25 protein-coding genes are annotated in these 23,202 nt (G+C 53.9%); 5 read left to right on the top strand and 20 right to left on the bottom strand.

What is annotated here, in order from left to right; translation table 11 throughout:
• Positions 1-8: 8 nt before the first annotated feature.
• Positions 9-1,373, bottom strand: coding sequence for a DNA repair protein RadA (gene radA, locus ABJM21_RS01915; RefSeq protein ID WP_348303088.1), 1,365 nt, complete (start codon positions 1,371-1,373; stop codon positions 9-11).
• A 104-nt stretch (positions 1,374-1,477) separates the two neighbouring features.
• Between radA and ABJM21_RS01910 the strand changes: the two genes are divergently transcribed.
• Positions 1,478-3,835 carry a patatin-like protein gene (locus tag ABJM21_RS01910; protein WP_348303090.1) on the top strand — a complete coding sequence of 786 codons (2,358 nt, stop codon included), beginning with the start codon at positions 1,478-1,480 and terminating at the stop codon, positions 3,833-3,835.
• A gap of 9 nt (positions 3,836-3,844) precedes the next feature.
• On the opposite strand, the gene ABJM21_RS01905 is transcribed toward ABJM21_RS01910, so the two are convergent.
• The 4 genes from ABJM21_RS01905 to ABJM21_RS01890 form a co-directional block, all read right to left on the bottom strand.
• Positions 3,845-4,795 carry an MBL fold metallo-hydrolase gene (locus ABJM21_RS01905; RefSeq protein ID WP_348303091.1) on the bottom strand — a complete coding sequence of 317 codons (951 nt, stop codon included), beginning with the start codon at positions 4,793-4,795 and terminating at the stop codon, positions 3,845-3,847.
• A 32-nt stretch (positions 4,796-4,827) separates the two neighbouring features.
• On the bottom strand, positions 4,828-5,442 hold the full coding sequence (locus ABJM21_RS01900; protein WP_348303093.1) for a DUF6445 family protein: 615 nt from the start codon (positions 5,440-5,442) through the stop codon (positions 4,828-4,830).
• Positions 5,443-5,628: 186 nt separating this feature from the next.
• Entirely contained in the window at positions 5,629-6,270 is a 642-nt protein-coding gene (locus ABJM21_RS01895; RefSeq protein ID WP_348303095.1) for a glutathione S-transferase family protein, read from the bottom strand.
• 3 nt (positions 6,271-6,273) lie between these two features.
• Positions 6,274-7,458, bottom strand: a complete 1,185-nt coding sequence (locus ABJM21_RS01890) for an acyl-CoA dehydrogenase family protein (protein WP_348303097.1) — start codon at positions 7,456-7,458, stop codon at positions 6,274-6,276.
• A 149-nt stretch (positions 7,459-7,607) separates the two neighbouring features.
• On the opposite strand from ABJM21_RS01890, the gene ABJM21_RS01885 reads away from it, so the two are divergent.
• The 3 genes from ABJM21_RS01885 to ABJM21_RS01875 are packed head-to-tail and all read left to right on the top strand — an operon-like array spanning position 7,608 to position 11,055.
• Positions 7,608-9,080 carry a peptide ABC transporter substrate-binding protein gene (locus tag ABJM21_RS01885; protein WP_348303099.1) on the top strand — a complete coding sequence of 491 codons (1,473 nt, stop codon included), beginning with the start codon at positions 7,608-7,610 and terminating at the stop codon, positions 9,078-9,080.
• 2 nt (positions 9,081-9,082) lie between these two features.
• On the top strand, positions 9,083-10,600 hold the full coding sequence (locus tag ABJM21_RS01880) for an ABC transporter substrate-binding protein (protein WP_348303101.1): 1,518 nt from the start codon (positions 9,083-9,085) through the stop codon (positions 10,598-10,600).
• Positions 10,601-10,632: 32 nt separating this feature from the next.
• On the top strand, positions 10,633-11,055 hold the full coding sequence (locus tag ABJM21_RS01875) for a DUF4112 domain-containing protein (RefSeq protein ID WP_348303103.1): 423 nt from the start codon (positions 10,633-10,635) through the stop codon (positions 11,053-11,055).
• On the opposite strand, the gene ABJM21_RS01870 is transcribed toward ABJM21_RS01875, so the two are convergent.
• Positions 11,052-11,600: a carboxymuconolactone decarboxylase family protein gene (locus ABJM21_RS01870; protein ID WP_348303104.1), complete on the bottom strand. Its 549-nt coding sequence runs from the start codon at positions 11,598-11,600 to the stop codon at positions 11,052-11,054. The genes ABJM21_RS01875 and ABJM21_RS01870 overlap by 4 nt on opposite strands.
• Before the next feature lie 72 nt (positions 11,601-11,672).
• Here ABJM21_RS01870 and ABJM21_RS01865 point away from each other — a divergent pair, with 72 nt between their 5' ends.
• The gene (locus ABJM21_RS01865) at positions 11,673-12,002 is read left to right on the top strand and encodes a helix-turn-helix domain-containing protein (RefSeq protein WP_348303106.1); all 330 of its coding nucleotides are present in this window, start codon (positions 11,673-11,675) and stop codon (positions 12,000-12,002) included.
• On the opposite strand, the gene ABJM21_RS01860 is transcribed toward ABJM21_RS01865, so the two are convergent.
• The 14 genes from ABJM21_RS01860 to ABJM21_RS01795 all read right to left on the bottom strand — a co-directional run bounded on the left by ABJM21_RS01860 (position 11,999) and on the right by ABJM21_RS01795 (position 23,191).
• A complete protein-coding gene (locus tag ABJM21_RS01860) occupies positions 11,999-12,706 on the bottom strand; it encodes a ribonuclease T (RefSeq protein WP_348303108.1) in 708 nt (235 codons plus the stop codon). The two genes, ABJM21_RS01865 and ABJM21_RS01860, sit on opposite strands and share 4 nt — an antisense overlap.
• A 39-nt stretch (positions 12,707-12,745) precedes the next feature.
• Positions 12,746-13,114, bottom strand: coding sequence for a hypothetical protein (locus ABJM21_RS01855; protein WP_348303110.1), 369 nt, complete (start codon positions 13,112-13,114; stop codon positions 12,746-12,748).
• Positions 13,115-13,184: 70 nt separating this feature from the next.
• Positions 13,185-13,496, bottom strand: coding sequence for a hypothetical protein (locus ABJM21_RS01850; protein ID WP_348371233.1), 312 nt, complete (start codon positions 13,494-13,496; stop codon positions 13,185-13,187).
• 206 nt (positions 13,497-13,702) lie between these two features.
• Positions 13,703-14,128 carry a hypothetical protein gene (locus ABJM21_RS01845; RefSeq protein WP_348303114.1) on the bottom strand — a complete coding sequence of 142 codons (426 nt, stop codon included), beginning with the start codon at positions 14,126-14,128 and terminating at the stop codon, positions 13,703-13,705.
• Between the two features lie 35 nt (positions 14,129-14,163).
• On the bottom strand, positions 14,164-15,012 hold the full coding sequence (gene nadC, locus ABJM21_RS01840) for a carboxylating nicotinate-nucleotide diphosphorylase (protein WP_348303115.1): 849 nt from the start codon (positions 15,010-15,012) through the stop codon (positions 14,164-14,166).
• A gap of 3 nt (positions 15,013-15,015) precedes the next feature.
• The gene (locus ABJM21_RS01835) at positions 15,016-15,750 is read right to left on the bottom strand and encodes a hypothetical protein (RefSeq protein ID WP_348303117.1); all 735 of its coding nucleotides are present in this window, start codon (positions 15,748-15,750) and stop codon (positions 15,016-15,018) included.
• Positions 15,751-15,787: 37 nt separating this feature from the next.
• Positions 15,788-16,801 (bottom strand): quinolinate synthase NadA, encoded by a 1,014-nt coding sequence (nadA, locus tag ABJM21_RS01830; RefSeq protein WP_348303118.1) that lies wholly within the window; start codon positions 16,799-16,801, stop codon positions 15,788-15,790.
• Between the two features lie 54 nt (positions 16,802-16,855).
• Complete coding sequence (locus tag ABJM21_RS01825; RefSeq protein ID WP_348303120.1) at positions 16,856-17,947, bottom strand: kelch repeat-containing protein; 1,092 nt, start codon at positions 17,945-17,947, stop codon at positions 16,856-16,858.
• Positions 17,944-18,645, bottom strand: coding sequence for a DUF4230 domain-containing protein (locus ABJM21_RS01820; protein WP_348303122.1), 702 nt, complete (start codon positions 18,643-18,645; stop codon positions 17,944-17,946). Before ABJM21_RS01820 ends, ABJM21_RS01825 begins: the two co-directional genes overlap by 4 nt.
• Positions 18,642-19,520, bottom strand: coding sequence for an MBL fold metallo-hydrolase (locus ABJM21_RS01815; RefSeq protein ID WP_348303124.1), 879 nt, complete (start codon positions 19,518-19,520; stop codon positions 18,642-18,644). Before ABJM21_RS01815 ends, ABJM21_RS01820 begins: the two co-directional genes overlap by 4 nt.
• 114 nt (positions 19,521-19,634) lie before the next feature.
• A complete protein-coding gene (locus ABJM21_RS01810) occupies positions 19,635-21,776 on the bottom strand; it encodes a M56 family metallopeptidase (protein WP_348303126.1) in 2,142 nt (713 codons plus the stop codon).
• Positions 21,773-22,141 (bottom strand): BlaI/MecI/CopY family transcriptional regulator, encoded by a 369-nt coding sequence (locus ABJM21_RS01805; RefSeq protein ID WP_348303128.1) that lies wholly within the window; start codon positions 22,139-22,141, stop codon positions 21,773-21,775. The genes ABJM21_RS01810 and ABJM21_RS01805 overlap by 4 nt, the downstream gene beginning before the upstream one ends.
• 459 nt (positions 22,142-22,600) lie before the next feature.
• The gene (gene grxD, locus ABJM21_RS01800) at positions 22,601-22,936 is read right to left on the bottom strand and encodes a Grx4 family monothiol glutaredoxin (protein ID WP_108811034.1); all 336 of its coding nucleotides are present in this window, start codon (positions 22,934-22,936) and stop codon (positions 22,601-22,603) included.
• A gap of 21 nt (positions 22,937-22,957) precedes the next feature.
• Positions 22,958-23,191: a BolA family transcriptional regulator gene (locus ABJM21_RS01795; RefSeq protein WP_348303129.1), complete on the bottom strand. Its 234-nt coding sequence runs from the start codon at positions 23,189-23,191 to the stop codon at positions 22,958-22,960.
• Between the last annotated feature and the right edge of the window lie 11 nt (positions 23,192-23,202).

The raw sequence follows: 23,202 nt of genomic DNA, 5'->3' as shown, positions 1-23,202 counted from the left end.
GAGACTAGCTAATCGCGGCTAAGCATATGGTCAACGAGATTGGCAAGCTTAGCAAAGTTCACACTATTCACACTTGCCGGAGCGGCCTCTTTGGAGGCCGGAATCAGCGCCCTGCCAAAACCTAGTTTCGAGGCTTCTTTGAGCCGGAGCGTGGTGTTGGACACCGGACGAATTTCGCCTGAGAGTGCTATTTCACCAAAAATCACAGCATCGCTCGGCATCGGCTTTTCGGCATGGGCAGAGATCAAAGCGGCGGCCACAGCCAGATCAGCAGCCGGATCGGTCAGCCGATATCCGCCAGCGACATTGAGATAGACCTCTGCACCAGAGAAGCTGAGCCCGCAGCGCGCTTCCAGCACCGCTAATATCATTGCCAAACGGGAACTGTCCCAACCGACAACAGAACGGCGTGGAGTCGCTCCGCTCGCCAGCCGGACCGTCAAGGCCTGTATCTCAACCAGCACCGGGCGTGTTCCCTCCAGTGCCGGAAAAACAGTCGCACCAGTCACTTCTTCACTTCGATCGGTCAGGAACAGCGCTGACGGGTTTTGCACCTCGCTAAGCCCCATTTCCTCCATCGCGAATACACCAATTTCATCGGTGCCGCCGAAACGGTTTTTTATCGACCGCAATATCCGGTATTGATGGCTGCGCTCGCCTTCAAAGCTCATCACTGTGTCGACCATATGTTCCAATACACGCGGGCCAGCGATATTGCCGTCCTTGGTCACATGGCCCACCAACATGATCATCGTGCCATGTTCCTTGGCAAATTTTATCAATTCCTGCGACGATGCCCTTACCTGACTCACCGTCCCAGGCGCACCTTCAATAAGGTCGCTGTGCATGGTCTGGATCGAATCAATCACCACAAAATCCGGCGCGTCTTTGCCGAGAGTGGTCAGTATGTCGCGAACCGATGTTGCTGAGGCCAGTTTGACCGGCGCCTTTCCGAGCCCCAACCGCCGCGCCCGCAACCGCACCTGGTCCGCCGCTTCCTCACCGGAAATATAAGCCACCGAACATCCGGCATCGGCGAGCCTCGCCGAGACTTGCAGCAATAAAGTCGATTTCCCAATCCCGGGATCGCCTCCCATCAACGTCGCGGAACCTGCAACCAGCCCGCCGCCAACTGCACGATCAAATTCTTCTATTCCGGTCTTTTTGCGCTCTGGTAATTGTATCTCAGAGTCCAGCCCGACAAGCCGGACCTCACGCCCCCCGCTCTGCAAGTTGTGTTTAGCAGCAAAAACCGTGTCGCCTGCTTCCTCGACCAGCGTATTCCATTCGCCACAATCCCCGCATTGCCCTTCCCAGCGATGCGCGATGGAACCGCAATTTTGACAGACATATTTTTTCTTCGCCTTGGCCATGACTACTTTCTAATAGAACAAAAAAGGAACATTATAGTTTTCCATGGCTTTTTCAACCGCTTTCCTGCTTGCGCGATTCTCTTCATCCTGTCACTCTTAGGCCGATGCGCCAGAAGGAACTCAGACTCGCTCTTATTTGCTATGGTGGTGTCAGTCTCGCCATCTACATGCATGGTATTACCAAGGAAATCTGGAAGCTCGCCAAGGCCAGCCGAGATTTTCATGATGGCCAGAAAGACCATAGCTGCAGCCGCGGCACCTATTATGACATACTCGAGTGGATAGAGCAGGAAACGACCGTTAAATTGCGCGTCCTGCCCGACATCATTGCAGGCGCTAGCGCGGGCGGTATTAACGGTATATTCTTGTCGCAAGCGATCATATCGGGGGAATCGCTTGAGCCGCTGACGGACATGTGGCTGGAAACGGCAGATGTCGATACGCTGCTGGACCCGGACGCCAGACCGCTGTCTCGCTTTTCCAAATTTTGGGCCGAACCCATTGCCTGGATGGCTTTGGGCCGCAAAGGCGGAGCGGTAGAACAGACCGTTTCCAAAGAAGCACGCGAAGAGGTCAAGATGAAGCTGTCCCGCTTTGTTCGTGCGCGCTGGTTTGCACCTCCTTTCGGCGGCAAGATATTTTCCGGCCTGATCATGGATGCGCTTGCGACGATGAAGAAGACGGAGCGTGGCCCCAAATTGCTGCCACCGGGGCAACCACTGGACTTATTTGTCACGGTCACGGATTTTGTCGGCCATCCCGAAAAGCTGCATTTGCATAGTCCGCCAGAGGCGTTGGAGATGGAGCACCGGATCACGATCAGCTTTTCGACGAGGGGAGCCAATGGCGGCGGCGATATCGCCGATCCGGCGGAACTTGTTTTTGCTGGCCGCGCCACTGCCAGCTTTCCTGGTGCATTCCCGCCTTTCACGGTCACTGAACTAGACAGTGTATTGTCCGACCGTGATCATGTCTGGGCCAATCGCCGCAATTTTCTAAAGCGCATCTTGCCCAATCAAAGCCGAGCCGGGACCGCCAATGATACCGTTTTGATTGATGGCTCAGTTTTGGCCAACGCACCCTTTGCCCAGGCCATTGAAGCGCTGAAAAACCGGCCAGCCAAGCGTGAGGTTGATCGGCGGTTCGTCTATATTGATCCACGTCCTGATCTCGACGTAGCCAAAAGCGATCGCGCGCTGCAGCGGCTTCAAGCGGCACAGGAAGCAGAAGACGAGAGCCTCCCCGGCTTTTTCTCGACCATTTTCGGCGCGATTTCGAACATCCCCCGGGAACAACCGATCCGCGACAATCTTGATGACATATCGCGGCGCTCCAGCCGGATCATTCAGATGCGGCAGATTACCGACAATTTGCGCGCAGAAGTTGAGCAGAATGTCGAAGCCATTTTTGGCCGAACCCTTTTCCTCGACCGGCCGACAGCAGCCCGTCTGGCCGCGTGGCGACGCAAGTCGCGGGACAAAGCCAGCAAGCTCGCGGGTTTCTCTTACAGCGCATATGGTCACCTCAAACTCGCAACCGTGCTGGAAGATATTGCCCATACGGTAAGGCGGGCAAAAGCCGAACCGAATGTGCATAACCATCAGGCGCTGCGCGAAACATTGTGGACCGAAATGCGTCAGCGCGGCTTTGAAAACATCGGCAAGAAAGGCGGAGCAGGACCATCAAAGCTGGCCGCCGATTTCTTCCGGCAGCATGATCTGGGTTACCGTATCCGCCGGCTGCGCTTTTTGGCGCGGCGCTTTGCCGAAGATCTCGATAGCGCGCATCCGGATGATTATGCTGTAATCGAGCAGATGCATGATGTCATCTATGACTGCCTGTCCCTTTATATTGAACGCGAGACGGTCGAATATCTCGGCGATGATTTTGCAGCGCTGGCGGAGCATGCCGAGACCCAACCATCAGCGATGTTGGACAGTCTGGCCAATGCTCGAGATCTTGCCGCCGCCGATGCTCTGGTCGATGCCAAGCTTGCTGAAGCCATGGCCGGTTTGCCTAAGGCGGAGAAGCGCTCAATGCTGCTCGCGTTCCTCGGCTTCCCCTTTTACGACATCGCAACCCTGCCCCTTTTGCAGGGCGAAGGTCTGGACGAGTTTGACCCCATCAAGGTCGACCGAATTTCTCCCGAAGATGCTAAATCCATACGTCAAGGTGGCGTCGCAGCGACATTAAAAGGCATTGAATTCAATAACTTCGGCGCCTTTTTTAGCCGATCCTATCGCGAAAATGACTATCTCTGGGGCCGGCTTCATGGCGCGGAACGGATGGTCGATATCCTGCTGTCCACGCTTCCCGAAGCCAAGCGGCCTGATGCGGTGAAGACGCTGGAATTCAAAAAAACCATCTTCCGAGCGATCATAGATGAGGAAGAAAAGCGGCTGACCAAGGCCGGACCGCTAATGACCTCGCTACGCAAAGAAATTAGCCGCGCGACCCCCTAATAAGGCCCACTAGTGCTGGTGTTCGCCCTCTTTATGAGGCGGTGTTTCGAGACTTTTATAAACGGCCTCAACAAAGGCATCGCCCTTAATGAAAGCGTCTTTGTTCGTATCCCATTGCGCGGCGGGCTTCATCGCCTGAATCTGTTCCAGCGTCTTGCCTTCCCCGCGTGCTTTTTCGACCGCACCAATGACGCTTTTCATCATATCGCGATAACCCATCAGGTCCGCCTTGGTCGCCATCGGGCCGTGACCGGGAATGATCTTGGTATTGTCATCGACCATCGTCAGCGCCTTTTCGGCCGCCGCCAATACGCCTCTAGCATTGCCGCCGCTATTCAGGTCGATGAACGGCAAGGTGACTTTGTTAAAATAGAGATCGCCCATGTGCAGCACATTGGTTTTCTTCCAGAACACAATGCTGTCGCCGTCGGTATGGGCATGTTTCATATGCTTCACATGCACTTCATCACCGTTGAGATGCAGCTTCAAACCATCATGATAAGTCACCACCGGCAGTGCCTCTTTCGGCGACGCCGGATCATTGCCATTTCCGCTTTTCTGTGTGCCCATCATACGCTCCCGAACATGGTCATGCGCCATGATGAGTGCCCCGGCCTTGCCGAAATTCTCGTTCCCGCCGGTATGATCATAATGCCAATGCGTGTTGATCAGATATTTGACCGGCTCTGCACCCAGAGCCGCCACCGCGGCCTGAATTTTAGGAGTCAAAGGAGCAAACTGGTCGTCAATCAACACCGTACCATCCGGTCCGTAAGAGACGCCAATATTCCCGCCGGCGCCAAAGAGCACCGCTATACCATCACCCAATTTTTCTGTCTTGATCTCGACTTTCGCAAAGCGATCCGCCTCCTGCGCATTGCTCTCGGCACACGCGGTCAATGCCAGTGGGGAAGCCGCCAAAAGGGCAAGCGACAATGTTCTGGTCAATAGGGCTTTCATCGGGTTTCTCCTAAAATTTACAGGCTTGTAACCTATCTTTCCGATTTGGCAAAGAACATCAAATGTACCAGCCGTCCCGTCTCGGGCGATGTCCCGAAAGCCGCGCCGCTATTGTGGAACAGCCACGGGCTGAACAGGATCAAACGATTAAACCGCATCGGGATCAGCATGGTCCGCTCCCACTTAGCCTTATGCAGCGTATCCCGGTTCACGACATCTTCAATCAGCATATTGATATCGGCATAGCCCGCTTTGGTAATGGCAAGCGGATCACTCGGAACCCGTTCCAGCCCGGTGCGTTTATGCCGGAAAAACTCCGTCCCGCCTTTGCAATGTTCGGGTAGCGAGAGATACAAAATGCCGGAATAGAAGGCTGGATCAATATGCACCCCGCTACGCCCCTTGTCGCCTTTCAGGGTGATACGGCAATGGCCATGACTGGTGCCAGCGGCAGCCTTAACCGGCGCACCGATCATGGCCGACACACGGTCGTCCAATCCCTGAATATCAAGCGGCGCTGTTGAAATATGCCCGGGATAATTGCCGCGTTTATAGTTGGAATCATAATCCAGCGCCAAAGCCGCGTTGCGCGCCGCCAGCGGGTCTGACAGGAAATCATCAATGATCAGCAAGGAAGGGAGCATCATCAGTAGCTTTGTAATTTTATTACGAAGTTCACAAAGTACACAAAGTCCTTTGGCGCTTTTTCATTTCGAAATAAAATATCTGTCATCAAGAATATACCTCTGATAAATAAAGATTTTACTGCGTTTCGACTGACTTCCCTTTCACAAGCTCTGACTATCATAATCAGCCAGCTGTAGGACAGGATTTTATAGCTGCTCTTCTGATTCCCAGCGCGTCGCAACAAGGCTGGGCCGCTTGCCGATTTTGTTGAGCCAATGGCGCAGAGGCAAAAGCTGTCCGATCAAATTATCGCCTTCGGATGTCATCTGGACGGGCCGTAATATGCAATAGACGAAAATATCGGCCAGCGAAAATTCCGCACCCGCAAAACAGGGCGTTTCCTCGACACGCTGACACACAATCCCAAGATGCTCGGCTATCTCGGGAAGCGCAGCCTCGATAATATCCGACCGCAATGGCGTCTTCAAAACCCGATGCGCCAGGCGCGGCATCAATAATCCATGTTCAGCCACTGGAAACAGGTAATTATTGGCGACAGAAATCCAGCGATCCATTTCAGCCCGCGTGGCAGGGTCATCCGGCTGGAGCGCACCATCATTATGCGCATTGTCAATATATTGGCAGATCGCGACGCTTTCATAGAGATTGAGACCATCAATTTCGACTGTCGGTACCTTACGAAACGGATGGCGTCGGCGGTTTTCGGGACTGCCCGCTGGTGTTGCCGTGATCGTCCAACTAATCCCTGCCTCTTCCGCCACCGTCTGCACGATCCGGCTATAGGTGGAGATGATGGTACCGTGAATATGGAGAGTCGGTTGCGGCATCCGTTATAACATCGCCATATCAACCGGCTGTTCGAGCAAGATACGCCCCGCCAGCTCGAATACAGCTGGCGCGGTGGCAATATGCTGGGTTGCGACATGGGCATCGCGAAACCGCCGTTGCAGACTGCTGCTCGAATAAACCGCACCGCCACCGCCTAATGTATAGACGGTCTTGCAAACATCCGCCGACATTTCGGTTGCGTGGGCGCAGGCCAAACGCAGGTCTGCGCGGGCTTGCGCTGAGATATCACCATCGCCTTGCGCTTCTTTCCAGGCCCCGGCAATTGCATTTTCCAGAAAGCCGAATGCGCCGTTCAGCTGGGCCGTAGCGCGGGCAATATCGACCTGAATGGTTGCGCGTTGCGCCATGCTGCGGCCGCCGCCCGGTGTCTTCTTGGTGATCGCGACCTGTTTGATTTCTTCCAATGCGGCACGGGCATTGCCTAGCGCGACGGAAGACACGCCCAGCGCCAACAGGCCAAATAGCGGGAATTTATACAGCGCCCCAGCATCGCGCGGGCGGTCGGCGACAAAGGAAACACTACGATCCTTTGGTATCTTGATATCTTTAACGCTGAAATCACCTGACCCGGTGCCCTTCATGCCGGCGACATGCCAGCTGTCGATAAAGGTCGCGTCGCTCGCCGGGAAAAATAGCATCCGATGATAAGGCGCACCATTTTCAAATTTCTGCAGTTCGCCATCTTTGAAAATCATTGCGCCGCCGCCGAGCCAGCTGCAATTGGCCGAACCGGAACCCCATTGCCACTGACCAGAAAGCAGATAATGGTCGCCTTTGTCATCGGCCTTGCCCATCGGAGCAAATACGCCGCCGGTAATGACATCATCCGGGCCAAAAATTTCAGCCGCCGGACTTTCATCCATATATGCGGCCCCCAATGTCGACGTGACCGCAATCATCGCGCACCAGCCAGCGCTGGCATCAGCCTCTGCAATTGTCTCGATAATTTTCAGGAAATCCAGCGGCGGCAATTCTAGCCCGCCGAGCGCCGATGGCTTCGACAAGTTAAACGCGCCAGCCTCCGCCATTTTAGCTGCAAGATCGGCCGGCAAGCGGCGCGCTTGCTCCGTCTCAGCCGCACGGTCGGCAATTTCCGGAAGCAATTTCGATATCGCTGCGCCGGTTTCCCCGCCCATATCGCTAATATCATATTGCAAACCAGCCATGTGAAAATCTCCGTTTATGTCCGCCAGCATAGGAGTTACTATTTGTCGATCCAGCAAAAACATATACTATTGATATCATGCGCATATTGGCACTTTTGGGTTTTGTTGTTTTACTAGCTGGCTGTGGGAAACAGACGGATACGGACAGCATGCCGGGACCGGATCAGATCGTGCGTCTATCGGATTCAGAGATAAAGGGTCTCGATCCCCAGAAAATATCCGACCTGTCATCCCTGCGGGTTGCCGCCGATCAGTTTGAAGGGCTAACTCGGCTTGATGCCGCCGGAAATGCCGAAAAGGGGTTAGCGGAAAGCTGGAGCGTCACGGAAGACGGATTACGATGGACATTCCGGCTGCGTGACGGATTGCAGTTCTCCGACGGAACAGCCTTTGATTCTGCGCTTTTTCCACGAATATGGGATCGTCTGCAAGCGCCAGAAACCGCATCACCCACCAAGGCTTTGTTCGACAATATTGCGGCGGTGACCGCAGAAGGTTCCAGATCCGTGGTCTTGACGTTGAAGGCACCCGCACCATCACTAGCCTTTTCATTGGCCCACCCGGCCATGGCTGCTTTGCCACTCCACCGTATCGACGATGTTGGCGACAAATGGACCAGCGAGCGCCCGATGGTTGCCAGTGGTCCCTATCAGCTGGCCGCATGGTTGCTCAACGATCACGCCCGGATGACCCGCAACCCTGAGTGGCATGATGGACCTGCGCCAACCGCGACAATTATCTGGAAACCGATGGACGACAGCCTGTCTGCCATGCGGCTATTTCTTTCCGGCGGCGCTGATATCGCGGCAGATTATCCCGCGAGCCGGCACCAATGGCTGATGGATAATCACCCTGATTTAGCGCATAGCGTGCCCTATCTCGGCAGCTATTATTTCGCGTTTAATACCCGCAAAGCCCCGTTTGATGATACCCGTGTCCGCACTGCACTATCGATGGCGGCGGAGCGGCAATGGATTGCGGAAAAGGTCATCGGCATTGGCAATATCCCGGCGTGGAATCTGCTTCCACCGGAGCTGACGGGAGGGATCAGCGCCAAGCCCATTTGGGCCGATTGGGATCGCGAACGGCGCCTCGCCACCGCCCGACAATTGCTGAATGAGGCGGGATATGGGCCAGCCAATCCTTTGACATTTGAGATTCGCTTTAACAGTTCCGCCGAACATCGTCGCGTTTCCGTTGCGCTTGCGGCCATGTGGAAAGATCTGAACGTCAAAGCCAGCCTGTTCAACAGCGAAGCCGCGCTGCATTTTGCCGCGCTCCGGCAGCATGATTTTGCGCTCGCTCGATCGGGCTGGATTGCCGATTTGCCCGTGCCGGAAAATTTCCTCACCGTTCATCAGATCGCCAATGGCGCTGGCAATTATTCCGGATATGACAACCCCGACTATGACGCACTCGTTGCAAAAGCCATAACAACGGCTGATCCCAATCAGAGAAATAGCCTCATGCGTCAGGCGGATGAAACACTTGTCGCGGACATGCCGATATTGCCGCTTTATTTCTATGTCACGCGGTCTTTGGTCAGCAATCGTATTGACGGATGGCAGGATAATATTTCCAATGTGCATCCCAGCCGCACTCTGCGTATAAGCACGGAATGACGATGACCAGCCACCCCCCTTTCTTCGCCCTATTTGCCTTGGCAACGGCATCATTCAGCTTGGCCGCTTGCAGCATGGCCGGAGATGAAGATCGCGCCCGGGTCATTGTTATCGAAGACAAGGAACCGGTGATAAAGCCGGTTGGCATTAATCTGAATCACGCGTCGGCAATTGCGCGATCGGCCATAGCCAAGGGACTGGTCGGCTTTGATGAGCAGGGCCGTGTCGTTCCGTCGCTGGCAGCACGCTGGATCGTGACGGACGATGGATTCAGCTATATTTTTCGCCTTAATGACGCGCAATGGGATGATGGCCGCCCAGTGACAGCTGAGGCGATTGCAACCTTGCTGCGGGACCGTATCACCGAATTGGACAACAGCCGGTTGGGCCCGGATTTGCAGAGCATTGATGAAATCGTTCCGATGACGGGCCGCGTCATCGAAATCCGTCTTACATCCGCCCAACCCAATTTCCTGCAGCTGATCGCGCAGCCCGAACTGGGTCTGTTCCGATCCGAACTTGGCGCAGGCCCGATGCGCAAATTAGAGGAAGGGAACGCCTACACGCTAGGCGTCATGCCGCTGCAGGAACCGGATGGTGATGCGGAGGAAGGCGAAGAGGAAGAGCAAATTGCCGCCGAAGATCCGCCAGATGATCCCCGCCGCGTTCTCCTGCGAAGCGAAGGAGCAGCCAAAGCGGTTGCCCGCTATACGGCAGGCTATAGCGATGTGATATTGAACGGGAAGTTCCACCACCTTCCTTTGGTAGAGGAAGCGGGCGTCAGCACGAATGATCTACGGCTCGATCCGGTCGCTGGTCTATTCGGCTTTCAATTCCTGCGCGCCGAAGGTTTCTGGGCCGTACCCAAAAACCGCGAGATATTGTCGATGGCGATCGACCGGCCCGCTCTTTTGACCTCTTTCCCCAACGTTACGGCTTGGCAAAGCCGCCAGAAAATCGTCCCGGAGGCGCTTAATGTCGAAGGCTTTAATGCACGGCCGGACTGGTCCAGCATGACCATGCAAGACCGCCAGGCCTTTGCCCGAGAACATGTCTCGCGATGGGAAGCATTGGAAGGACAGGTTAGCCCACTAACCATTTCCCTGCCCGATGCGGCCGGAGCCGACATATTGTTCCTGCGCGTGCAAGCTGATCTGCGGCGTGTAGGCCTTAATGCGATTCAGGCGGGACCCGATGAGGAAGCCGATATCCGCTTAATCGACGAAATTGCCGCCTATGACAGTTCCAAATGGTTTTTATACCGGCTGACCTGCTCCGCAATGACAGTCTGCCTGAACGACGCAGACGCGAAAATTGCCGAAGCCGATGCTGCCGCCAACTTGCAGATCAAGGCGAGGCTCTATGCCGAAGCAGAAGTCATGCTAGTCCGTCATTATAGCTTCATTCCGCTCGCCGTTCCGGTACGCTGGTCCATCGCAAGGCCCAGCCAGCGCGGGCTTGCGGTCAATCCACGTGGCTGGCATCCATTGAATTTGCTGGTCGGCGTTCCTATATCTTAAATATGACAGTGAAGAATTTAGTGGGGGGACATATGGCGATTTCGGAAGAACAGTTGAAACGCTTGGCCGAACAATTGCCAGATGTCAGCCGCGATCCACAAGCCGTTCGCAACCGCGTTGAAGCCATGGAAAAAGTGCTCGAACGCGCATTTATCATTCCCGGCATTAACAAGCCGATTGGCGTCGATTCTCTGGTCGGCCTGATCCCGATTGTCGGTGATGTCGTTACGGCCGTCATGGGCGCTTATATCGTCTGGGAAGCCCGTAATCTCGGCATGTCCAAATGGCAACTAACCCGCATGGCGACCAATGTCGGCATTGATACCGCTTTGGGTGCAATTCCTTTGGCAGGCGATATTTTCGACTTCCTATGGCGCTCAAACACCCGCAATTTGCGTATCATCCGCAAGCATCTGGATAAACATCATCCGGGAACGCACACACTTGAGGGTTAGCTCCCCGGAAACTGTGCACCGAAGCTCTCATTGGCTAGACGTGCGCTATTGGCGACGAAACTGACGGTATGATACGTCCCACATAGCGCCATAATCTCGAGCTGTGCATCCAACGACCATAGCATCTGGAAATCTGCCAACCGGGCATTCGTGATAGTTCCCCGATCACACAGATCATCGACGCAGCGGATCAGCAAGCTTTCCGGGTCGCTCCATACCGCGTCATCAGCCGATCCATTTCGGGTCGCAGCAACCTGTGCATCACTCAGCCCTGCCGCCTTGGCGAAAATCGCAACATGGACGCCCCACTCATATTCGCAATCCAGCTTGGCCGTCGTTCGCAAAATGACAATCTCTCGCTCACGAAGCGGCAGCGGACTATCCTTGTCCAGCAGGTTGGGTACCGCCTTGGTGAGAAACCGCATGCTGTTGGCAAAGGTTCGGAACAGGCTGAGGATATAGCCATCTTGTTGCGGATATCCGGCGAGCACCGCTGCGATTCCTGGATCATGCGGTGGTGTCAGGGGTTTCAGAATATTGCTCATCGCGAATCTCCACGCTACAAATAATGTAGTATTGATACGCTACATTATTTGTAGCGTCAAGAAAGGCCCGTAATGCCCGTCAAAAACGTAGATAAAGTAAGAGGTTCCTCCACCGGTCGGCCGATCATGGTGTTGCTCGACATACTCGGCAAGCGCTGGACTTTGCGCATCATGTGGGAATTAAGAGACCGTCCAATGACATTCCGAGACTTGCAAAAACAATGTGGTGACATCTCTCCCACCACGCTTAACAGTCGCTTGCGTGAACTGCGAGATCTTGAAATTATCAATCATGGTGATGGCGGATATGGCTATACCCCGCTTGGAGCAGAGCTTGGCGCGCAAATGACAGCGCTCGATAGTTGGTCGCGTCAATGGGCCGACCAGCTTGGTGCAAATTAAGCTCCGCGCCAGATTTTAACCGGCCTGTCGTCCTTCAAGCCCCTCATATTTCTCGGGCAGCGCTGGGGCCGGAAGCTCTTGCCGAGACATAGCCGGACTTCCTCCAGCCAGCCGCGCCCGTTCACTTTCAAACGTATCATATCGGTGCCGAGCCCGTCATTCGCCGCCGCAAAAGCTTGACGCAGGGCGCCAGCAGTTAGCGGTTTGCGCGACAGCCGGTCCATATTGGGAAATTCCACTGCACCGAACATGATTTTGGAGATCCGGAAATAGGTCTCTGGCCTGCGGGTCATGCACGTCCCATGTTTCGCCCACTCCTTGGCCATAAGCCGTGTCGAAGGCATCATACAGAAATTGCGCTTCACAACCGCCGGTGGCAGTGCCTTGGTCGCTCTGCACCATTGCGGATAGCTGCCCCCCTGCGCATCCGGCCACAGCCCGTGGAGGATGAAACCAAAGCTGCCATCATCACCGCCACATTGGCTTTTGTCACGCGTGCTGTCTTTGCGCAGCCGGCAATATTCCGGCGACCAGCTCATCGCAAGCGTATAGCCGGATACCGGCATGATCCGACGCGGTTCTTTGGAGGACTTGCTTGCCGGAGCGACGGGTTGAGTTAGCGCAGGCGCACGGCATTGGTAGGCTTGGGCGTGAGCCAAGGTTGGGGCCGCTAACAAGATAATAGGTAGAATTATGGATTTCATTCGAACATATCTTTGAAATAATCAGCTTCTTAAAACAACCTACTCTTTTGATTCAAACCAATCTTGGGAGCGTTCCAAGAACAAGCAAATTACTGCAGATAATTCAAGAGCGCACGGGATTCCGCTAAACCAAAGTTCAACCGATGACACGTCATCGATCAATCCGGGTTCAAAATTATAGGCGAGAAATGCCAAGCCAAAAAATCCAACCCCGATGAAAGTCAAAACAGTAAAAATCCACCTGAAAATATTATTGGCCCGTTGAGCTATCATATACCAGACAAAGCCCATGAAGCCCAAAACGATGATATCTGTCAAAATAATTTCCGGATCAAGACCGTTAAAAAATACCTCACCGAATAAATTGACCAAGATCGCGCTCCAATAAAGCCAATCGAACCAGATCATCGACTGAGGCCTCGAGTGATTCATAGACACCATAGCCCAAGCCTCAAATTATAGGAGTTATCCAGCACTTTTACGTTACAACCGTATTACCGCCGAACCATTGCTTGGCATCAGGTCGGAACAGCATGTAGATTGCCCCTGTCTTCAGCGCCAAGACTGCGAACAATATCGTCAGCCCCAGCGTCCGGTAATTATCAACCGTCGCGAGCGACCAGATCACACCAATGACATACATGATGATCAGCAACCATTTCCCTATATTGGACGCTTTGCGCGCTATTTTTTGCCAAAGCCACAGGTTGATGAGAAAAGGAAAGAGGATGATGGTATAGGTGGCGAAAGCATTCACGCCGTCACCGCCGCTGCCGCGGGACATGACCATCGACCAAGTATCCCAATTCAAAAAGATATTGAGAGCATTGAGCGCAAGCGCGCCTAAAAAAAACTGTTCGAATCTGGTGATGGAATTTGGTCGCATTAAGGCCTCCGGACTTTGTCTAGAACCCATGCTTCCCGGGCATGGCCTAGCCAAAACCCGGATCAAATTCAAATTCTAACAGTAACTTAGGCCGAATGTGTCAAAAGCGATCACTCAAAGGTTTTATCCAAATCCACGGTCTTCTCACCCACAAACCATTTTTTGGAATCCGGTCGGAACAGCATGTAAACCGCTATTGCCTGCATGATCGTCAACACCAGCCCGATGGCGAGATTGAGCGGCGGCAATATCGCAAAAGATGACGGCAGCGCCAGAACCCCTATGACCATCAACACAAGCAAGATCCATTTCACCGCACCGACTGCTTTCCGGGCAGCCAGATACCAGAGCAACAGATTAATCCCAAAACCGAAAGCAGTTGTTATATAAGCGAAATTAGGCCCCAGAGCGGCCGAATTGGGGTCCGCTTGAATAGCCGCCATCGTGGTATCCCAAGTCAGGATGACGTTGATCACGCCGATAGCCAAAGATGTCAGAAATAGCTGTTCAAACCGGATAATAGATGTTGGCCGCATGATCGTGTCTCCCGCAATGATGCAGGCAACCTAACTCACACCTGTGCAAAGTCCAGTCCGATATCCGCTGCAGGAGCGGACTGGGTCAAGCGGCCCACCGAGATAAAGTCGACACCGGTATCCGCCTTGTCGAAAATCGTCTCCAGCGTGACGCCGCCCGATGCTTCCGTCACCACGCGCCCGCCAATCAAGGTCACAGCCCCACGCAAGGTGGCTGGCTCCATATTGTCGAGCAATAGGTGCGTCGCCCCTGCCGCCAGCGCCGGTTCAATCTGATCGACGCGGTCGACCTCGACAATGATCCGTTCGATGCCAGCATCAACCGCTCGCTTGACCGCCTCACTAATATTGCCCGCGACCGCGACATGATTATCCTTGATCATCGCCGCGTCCCACAGGCCCATGCGATGGTTTTGCGCGCCGCCCATGCGCGTGGCATATTTTTCCAGCACCCGCAGGCCGGGGATCGTCTTGCGCGTGTCGAGCAGGGTACAGCCTGTGCCAACGATGCGCCGGACATATTCATTGGTCATCGATGCAATGCCAGTGAGATGCTGCACCGTGTTAAGTGCGCTGCGCTCCGCCGTCAGCATCGCGCGGCCCTTGCCTTTCAGGCGCATGATATCGGTGCCCGCTTCTACCGCCTCGCCTTCCGCTGCGAGGATTTCTATTTCGACATCAGGATCGAGCGACCGAAAAAACGCCTCGGCAATCGGCAAGCCCGCGATAACCGCGTCATGGCGGCTATCCATCACCCCGGTGAAAATAGCGTCTTCAGGGATCACGGCTTCAGACGTGACATCGCGTCCTGTCGGGCCAAGGTCTTCAGCCAGGGTGGATTGCACAAAGGCATCAAGCTCGAAACGGTCCAGGGTGAAGGTCATAAACTATGGCTCATCAATATCTTCCAATTCCCAATCTGTTCCGCGTTTAATCAACCGATAGTTATAACGTTTGGATTGCGCCAGAATCTCTTCAAAAGAGTCGCTGTCCTCACCCAATGCGAACTCATGGATGGTCGATAGGCGCACTTCATCATTCCCGGTCCAGCTGTCTACCCGCCAATCCAGCCCGTCGAGCAGTCCGTTGTTAAACTTATATACAGACTCTGTACCATCTGGCCCTACGCGCCAAACGCCAAGCCCTTCCAAATTCCCCCAACCAGCTCCAGTTCTCTGGGCAGCAGCGAACATGGTCGCATCATCCGAAAATACTGGCCTGAGACCGGTTTCCAATATTATGTTAGGCGCTATTCGATCAACTACATGGTGCCCGTCTGCTTCCAAACCAAATGTATGGAAACCAAAGAAGCGTCCGTCACCACTGATCCAAAACTGTTCGACAACATTCCAATCCCTGATATCGAAACACGTAACGCCACCACTTAACACCTTGATTCTCATCGTAGATTTAGTGAAACTGGCAATATCGCGATATTCGCCCGGAATAGTGACGGGTTCCTCCCGTTGAATTTCCGATTGATCGGGCGATTCTAATACCTCCTTACAATTCGTAGAGGATAGGAGGCTTTCATCATCCATCGCAAGAGTGACAGAAGGCACGCAAAGACTGGCGACTACAAAGGACGCCAATATGACCTTGATTGGTTTTCGCATTACCATGCCGTCCCTCCCTGACCAGGTCATTCGCGTTTAACCATCACCCCTCATGCGCTAAATCAGCCGGTCCCAAATCACCCTGCCCCACTGTTGCGCTCGCCATTTCCATCATCTTGTCGATCGACTTGCGGGCCTGCAGGCGCAGTTCTTCGTCCATTTCGATGCGGGGTTCCAGATCACGAAGGGCGACGTAAAGCTTCTCCATCGTGTTGAGCGCCATATAGGGGCAGATATTGCAGTTGCAGTTGCCGTCCGCGCCGGGCGCGCCAATGAAATTCTTTTCCGGCACCGCTTTTTCCATCTGGTGGATGATATGCGGCTCGGTCGCGATGATGATTGTATCGCCTTCAAATTCCTTGGCATATTTCAGGATCGCGCTGGTCGAACCGACCATATCGGCATGATCCAAAATATAGGCTGGGCATTCCGGATGAGCAGCTACCGGTGCATCAGGATGCTGGGTCTTCAGTTTCAGCAGTTCCGTCTCGCTAAACGCTTCATGGACGATACAAACACCGGGCCATAGCAGCATGTCGCGACCGGTTGTCTTGGCGATGTAACCACCGAGATGCTTGTCCGGGCCAAAGATGATCTTCTGGTCCTTTGGAATCTGCGAGAGAATATGTTCGGCGGACGAACTGGTCACGATAATGTCGGAGAGCGCCTTCACCTCTGCCGAGCAGTTGATATAGGTCAGCGCGATATGGTCAGGGTGCTCGTCGCGAAATGCTTTGAACTTGTCCGGTGGACAGCTGTCTTCCAGGCTGCAACCCGCGTCCATATCCGGCAGTACGACAATCTTCTCCGGAGACAGGATTTTTGCCGTTTCCGCCATGAATTTCACGCCGCAAAAGGCAATCACATCGGCATCGGTTTCCGCTGCCTTGCGCGATAGTTCGAGGCTATCGCCGACAAAATCAGCAATATCCTGAATTTCCGGCTTCTGATAATAATGGGCGAGGATGATCGCATTACGCTCTTTTTTCAGGCGATGGATTTCCTCGACCACATCTACGCCGGCCAGCGAGCCACCAATTCCACCACGTGCGTCCATTGTCTTTTCCTTTAAGTAACTTACCGAGCCTATGCCACGATGCAGCGGCGAAGATCAATCATCGATACGGAATTTCATGATCCGTGCTGTCACGGCCTGATCCGCATCCATTCCCCCCATGATATAGTAATCATCACCCGACTTTACGAGGGCGCGATGATCCATACTCGGCTCGGCCAGCTTGCCCAATTCCGCCCACCGATCTGCTTTCAGATCATATCCAAAAACCCGGTCCGTTGGCTTCGCGGGGACACCATCATAACCGATGCCGTCAAAGTTATACGGATTGTCACCACCGCCAGCAAACAGGATCATACCGCGATCACCATCGCCCATGGCCGCCATCCGGTATTGCGATCCCCCGGGATGGGCGTCGATTGCGCGCCATGTAATCCGCTCCGGGTCACCGGGATCAATATCACCGCGCCATGCAAAGGGCGCGGCGGCAAATTTGCGCTTGCCATCGACCAGACCTGCCACAGCCACGCCATCGGTGATGATCATGCTGTGATTGGCGATCCCGCCAGCATGGCCGAATACGGGCTTTCCAGGAAATTCAGTTGCGATGCTCCATGTATCGAATTCCGCGTCATAGAGCTGCACGAGGCTGACATTACCCTCATCATGCCAGCCGGATACGAGATAGATATAGCGCCCGCGATAGGGCAGCGCGACCATATCATCGACCGGTGTCGGCATATCGGCAAGGCGTTGATATTCCTGCGTCTCGGGATCAAAAGCGAAGACCTCCGGCGTTGACACTTCATCGCCATCTTCCGCCACGGTGTAGCCGCCAAACAGATAGATCTTGCCCGCCAAGGTAACAGCGGAACTGGCCAGACGTCCTTCATCCACCGGCACAGAGGCAATTTCTTCGCAATCTTTGATGCTGATGATGCAGGCGAAAGCAGCATTACTGGTGTCTTGCCAGCCTTTGCCAGATTTCAGGCCGTTGAAACTATAGAGCGTCGGCCCGTCAGGCCCTTCCGCCAAAGCCACCGCATTGTTGCTGATCGGGATGGGCAGTTCAAACTCGGCTGCCGATGAAGTCGGCTGTGTTGCAAGTTGTTCCGAAGACTCTTGCCCACAGGCGCTTATCACCATAGCCATGCCTAAAGCAGAAGCCTTACTCCAAAATTTCATCATTCCGCTTCCTGCTTTTCCTTGTCCGCCAACACATCCTTAATCGACCGGGACACGTCCCAGCGGTCCGTATTAGCCGCACCACGTTCAAATTCAAAAAAGGCGTCCACTTTCGCATCCAGTCCCGCAGCGCGCAGCGGCAGAACAAAGCTGCTCTCCACCGCCCGCCGCGCTGCATCCCGCGCCAATCGCATCTGCAGTGGGTTTTTGGCCTGTTTCGCTAGTTCCGCCACGCCCTTTTTGCGATTGGCCTGATCCAGTGTATTTTCGGCATCGGTCAGCGCCATCAATATCCCGCCATCGTCATAGCTTTGAATGCGGTCAATCTGCACCTCTGGCCGAGCAATTTCGATGGGCGGCATTTCTACGGACAATGTCTTGGTGGTTTCATCCCAACGGACCTTGTCGGCATCCAGCTTGGCGAGATCGACCTCATAGCGTACCGATCCCGGCATGATCAGCGTCTTGCGCGCTGAAAAACCCATACGGTTGACGGTGGTCGTGACCGTGGCGTTATAGCTGGCGGAGAAGACCGTCAGCCGGTTCTGCTCGCGCAGCCCATCAAGGCTTGCGCTAGCAATCGACACCGGATCGGGACTGAACCCGCTTTCGAATTTTGAAAGCAGCAACCAGGACAACGCGCCAAGGATCACCAGAACGCCAGCTACAATCGCCAAAGGAATGGCGAAGCGGCGGTTCATGAAGACATTTTCCAGATTTCGCCGTCGACCTCGACAATCTCGCGATTCTGCAAATCGATCAGATGCGCGCGCACCGATTGCCCTGCGGCACCTTTCAAGCGCGGATCGAGGCCCTTGTACATTTGCGTCACCATGTCAGGAATGGCTGATGCACTGCTGTCCAGCAGTTTGAGTATCTGGCGCTCTCGCTGTTTGCGGTGACCCATCATGCCCCGAACCAGTTGCCGCGGCTTATCAACTTTTTTGCCATGGGCCGGATAATAGACCTTGTCTTCACGGTCATATAATTTTTGCAGGCTCGCCATATAGTCCGCCATATCGCCATCCGGCGGGACGATGACGCTGGTTGACCAGGCCATGACATGATCGCCAGTAAACATTGCGCCCGATTCCTGCACAGCAAGGCAGAGGTGATTGGATGTGTGCCCCGGCGTTGCGACGGCTTCGATAGTCCAGCCATCGCCGGACAGGGTTTCGCCATCCTCCAGCACCCGGTCGGGATTATAGCTCTTATCAAAACTCTCGTCCGCGCGTGGACCATCGTCATCGAGCACCAAAGGTGCACAGCCGATAATCGGCGCACCGGTTTTCGCAGAGAGGGGTTTTGCGGCAGGGCTATGGTCGCGGTGGGTGTGGGTGCACATGATCGCGGAGATTTTGGCATCACCAACCGCCGCCAATATCGCATCAATATGATCGTCAATCGCTGGACCCGGATCGATCACCGCCCGATCCGTCTTGTTGCCTACAACATAGGTCTGTGTGCCGGTATAGGTATAGGGGCTGGGATTGCCCGCAAGTACCCGCACCACCAGCGGCTCCAGCTGCTCCGCAAGGCCGGTTGGAAATTTACTCGGATCAAAATCTGCGTTCATGGTCAAGATGTGGCATATTCAGGCCATAAAACAACCATGAATATTATCACAAAATCGGGAGCGAACCTGAAAAAGGGCCGCTCCCGATCTTGTGACGATAGGTTTTAAGGCGTTTCAGGTCATCGAAAGCTGAGCTTTGATGTTCTTGATCTCCCGGTCAAAATTTTCGAGTTTCAGCATATCTTTGGCGCTTTTATTGTTGCACTCCGCTGCCTTGGCGCGTCGTTTTTCGAGCTTCTTCAAAGTCACCTGCAAGGTGATTTTCTGAGCCTTGTCGGTACAACCAATGACGCTTGCCCATGCTCGGCCATTCATCGTGCCTTGCCCCGCAAAAGCAATTTCCTTGTTCATGGCAGTACAATCAAGCTTCGAACTGCTGGAACTGCGAGAGCTGCTGGAACGACTTGAACTACTCACAGCTGACCGGAAACTGGGTTTAAAGGCAATTTGGGTAACGTCCCAAATTCTTGCTGCCACGCTTTTCGCTTCGCGAGCTTCTTGCTCGGCTTCGCGCTGTGCTTCTCCTGCTTCACGCTCGGCCTCTCTAACAGCGGCCCGCGCCTCACGCTGCGCCTGACGGGCTTCCCGTTCTGCTTGTCGTGCTTCGTTGCGCGCTTCTCTAGCGGCAGCTCGTACTTCCCGAGCAGCCTCCTGCGATTCACGTTCTACCTCGCGCTTGGCTTCGCGGCGCTCCTGTTCCGCCTCGCGTTGGGCTTCACGGACTTCCCAGGCGGCTTCTTTGCGTTCCTGTTCATATTCCCGTGCTTCTTCTTCGGCTTCCAGACGAGACTCCTCAGCCTCCCGGACCATTTCTTTAATCTCTTTTTTGCTCAACCGCTTGTTAGTCCGCAACACAACGGTACGGCCGTTATATTTGATCCGGTGGACATGCTCATTTCCGCTAGCGCGGACTTTAGCCCAATCCTTTTCACCATTTAGCATCGTGATGTTGATTGTGTCATCGGATTTATCATGCGCGATAAATTCCAGATCTGCCGGAGCAACTGGTGCCACGGGAGGTACAGGTGGAACTGGAGCGATCGGCGTCCAAGACGTGTCCATATTTCCCCGGGAGGCACTTATTTTCCGAAGTTTTTTGGCAATTTCTTTTTCTTTCAGTTTCCGTTTGGACTTAAACTGAAAACTGCCGTCTTCATTCTCGACGGTATATTTATAACCGCCTGCCTTTTTCTCAACCACGACAACACCATTGCGCCCGACATCGACACTAGTGCTTCCGGTCCGGACCTTAACGCCCTCCCTCTCGCTACTCGTATCAACGAAAACATTGTCACTATCAGCGACCACAGTCTCTTCATGTGGATGCGCGTCTGCTTCCACAGCATAGGTGACCGTAGCGGTCAGGGGCAAAGCAACGACCGTACTCGCACCGACCATCAAGGCCCCTACACGTTTTCGGAAATTGGACTTTTCTTTTTGCCCCAGCATTTTCAGCCGGTCCTTGATCTTGTTCTTCTGGTTCAGCGGACTGGCAAGACCTAACTTGTGTCCGGATACCGACTTCGCAATCGTCCGGCCATAAACGGCGCGCATATCACGGCCATTATTGTTCAGAATGCGCGCATCACAGGCTGTCTCCTGATCCTGACGGAATGCAATCCAAGCCAACCAGGCCACCGGATTGAACCAGTGCAGCGATAAGATGAGAAGACCGACGAAGTTCGCTGCTAAGTCACCTGATTCATGATGGGCAATTTCATGCTCCAGCGCCAATTCGCGTTCGCGCGGCGCATAGTCGCGGAAGAAATTGGCTGGGACCGCAATATATTTTTTAAACAATCCGAAGGCCAGCGGTCCGCCGACAGCAGCAGTTTCAAGAATTTGAATCCGCCCATGGCGTCCGACCAGACGGCCATCCGACACGATATCCTCGCGAAACTGGAAATAGGCAGCGAGCTTACTGATAAAAAGCATACCGGCCCCGCCCAGCCAAACAACCAGAGCAATCATCATCCAGTCGATGGAAGCAAGTGCACCAGCCGCAGCCGTTTCAGAAGGCACAACCATTACGATTTCAGAGAGCAGAGGCGTTGCCGCCGCAGCCGCTTCACCGGTTTCGGTCGGCGGCGGTGCTGTCAATGTGAGTGTAGGCATGAACAGACGCGCCAATGGCAAAGCCCATAGAAGATAGGCGATATGTGCGCCAAAAAAATGGGCCACCGGCTTACGGATTATCAGAACAAGTGCCATGAGCAACGTCATCGACACCATCGTGTCCACCATCCAGTTGGTCATCCCTTCAACTCCCTCAAAAGCTCTTCGATTTCCCTTATATCGTCATCGCTCAGCTCATCGGCCTCGGCCAGATGGGCAACCAACGGTGTGACTTTCCCTCCGAAAAGACGGTCCACAAATTTACGTGAAACACCAGCCAGATAAGTATCCCGCTCAACCAGTGGTGAATATAGAAAACGCCGGCCATCGCGCTCTGTGCCGATAACGGCTTTTGCAGCGAGACGAGATAGCAGGGTTTTAACGGTTTGCAGCGACCAGCCTCTTGCATCGGCAACGCGGTCGGCCACTTCGGTAGCGGTCAGCGGTGCCCTTTGCCAAAGCACCTCCATAATCTCATGTTCGGCATCACTGATACGTTCGACCATATCCAATTTCTCCCAAATGAAATTGCCAAATTTATGCGAATAGACTCGCTATTGACTACAGCTGTAGTTTCATCGACTACGAATGTAAATGTGTAATTTTACATTTGCGATAAACCGCGCGCTCCAAAGCTAAGCTTTAGAGCGGTAGTGCTGTGGGTGATGATGTCGAAGAAATTTACACTCCCGGACAAGTTAACACCGCTTTAACCAACTAAGTGCTTGGAATATATGATAGGCAAAAAACTGGCACGTGCGGTGCAAGGTTACTAGCGTTCCTATGTTTCACACCCATGAAACGCAAATGAGGGGGACAGCGTACTGGTCTCCGCCGTCCCCTCTCATTAAGAATTTAGACAACCCTATACCCATATAAAAACGGCTCGGATCTCCTAATCCGGGCCGTTTTTGATTCTAACGCTGCAAGGTCGCTTTGCTGCGATTATATATGGTGTGCGGAGCTTAGCTCGCCGCCGGTGCAACCTTTTTCTCGGCCATCAACTCGCCCAGTTCGCCCGCTTCATACATTTCCATCATGATGTCGCTGCCGCCAACAAATTCGCCTTTGACATAGAGCTGCGGGATGGTTGGCCAATCGGAAAATTCCTTGATGCCCTGACGCACTTCCATGTCCTGAAGAACATCCACGGATTCAAAACCAACGCCAAGATGCTCGAGTATCGCTACTGCTTTGCTGGAAAAGCCGCATTGCGGAAAAAGGGGTGTCCCTTTCATAAACAGGACCACATCATTGGATGTGACCATGGTATCGATTTTTGCGTTAACTGCGTCACTCATCTTCAATCTCCTTTTCGGGCGCTATTCAGGAATTCCGGTAGTCAGCTGCAACGCGTGTAGCCCTCCGCCCATTTTACCTTTTAAAGCTGCATAAACAGCCTGATGCTGTTTCACCCTATTCATGCCAGCAAATGCTGGCGCCAATACTTTGGCCGCATAATGATCACCATCACCGGCCAGATCCTGTATCTCGACAATCGCGTCGGGAAAGGCTTCCAATATCATCGCCTTAATATCGTCACTCGCCATGGGCATCGTAGTTTTTC

The sequence above is a fragment of the Parasphingorhabdus sp. genome (assembly GCF_039977335.1).
Lineage (GTDB): Bacteria > Pseudomonadota > Alphaproteobacteria > Sphingomonadales > Sphingomonadaceae > Parasphingorhabdus.
Note: the sequence above shows the minus strand (reverse complement) of the source record. Positions and strands in the feature narration are given on the sequence as shown.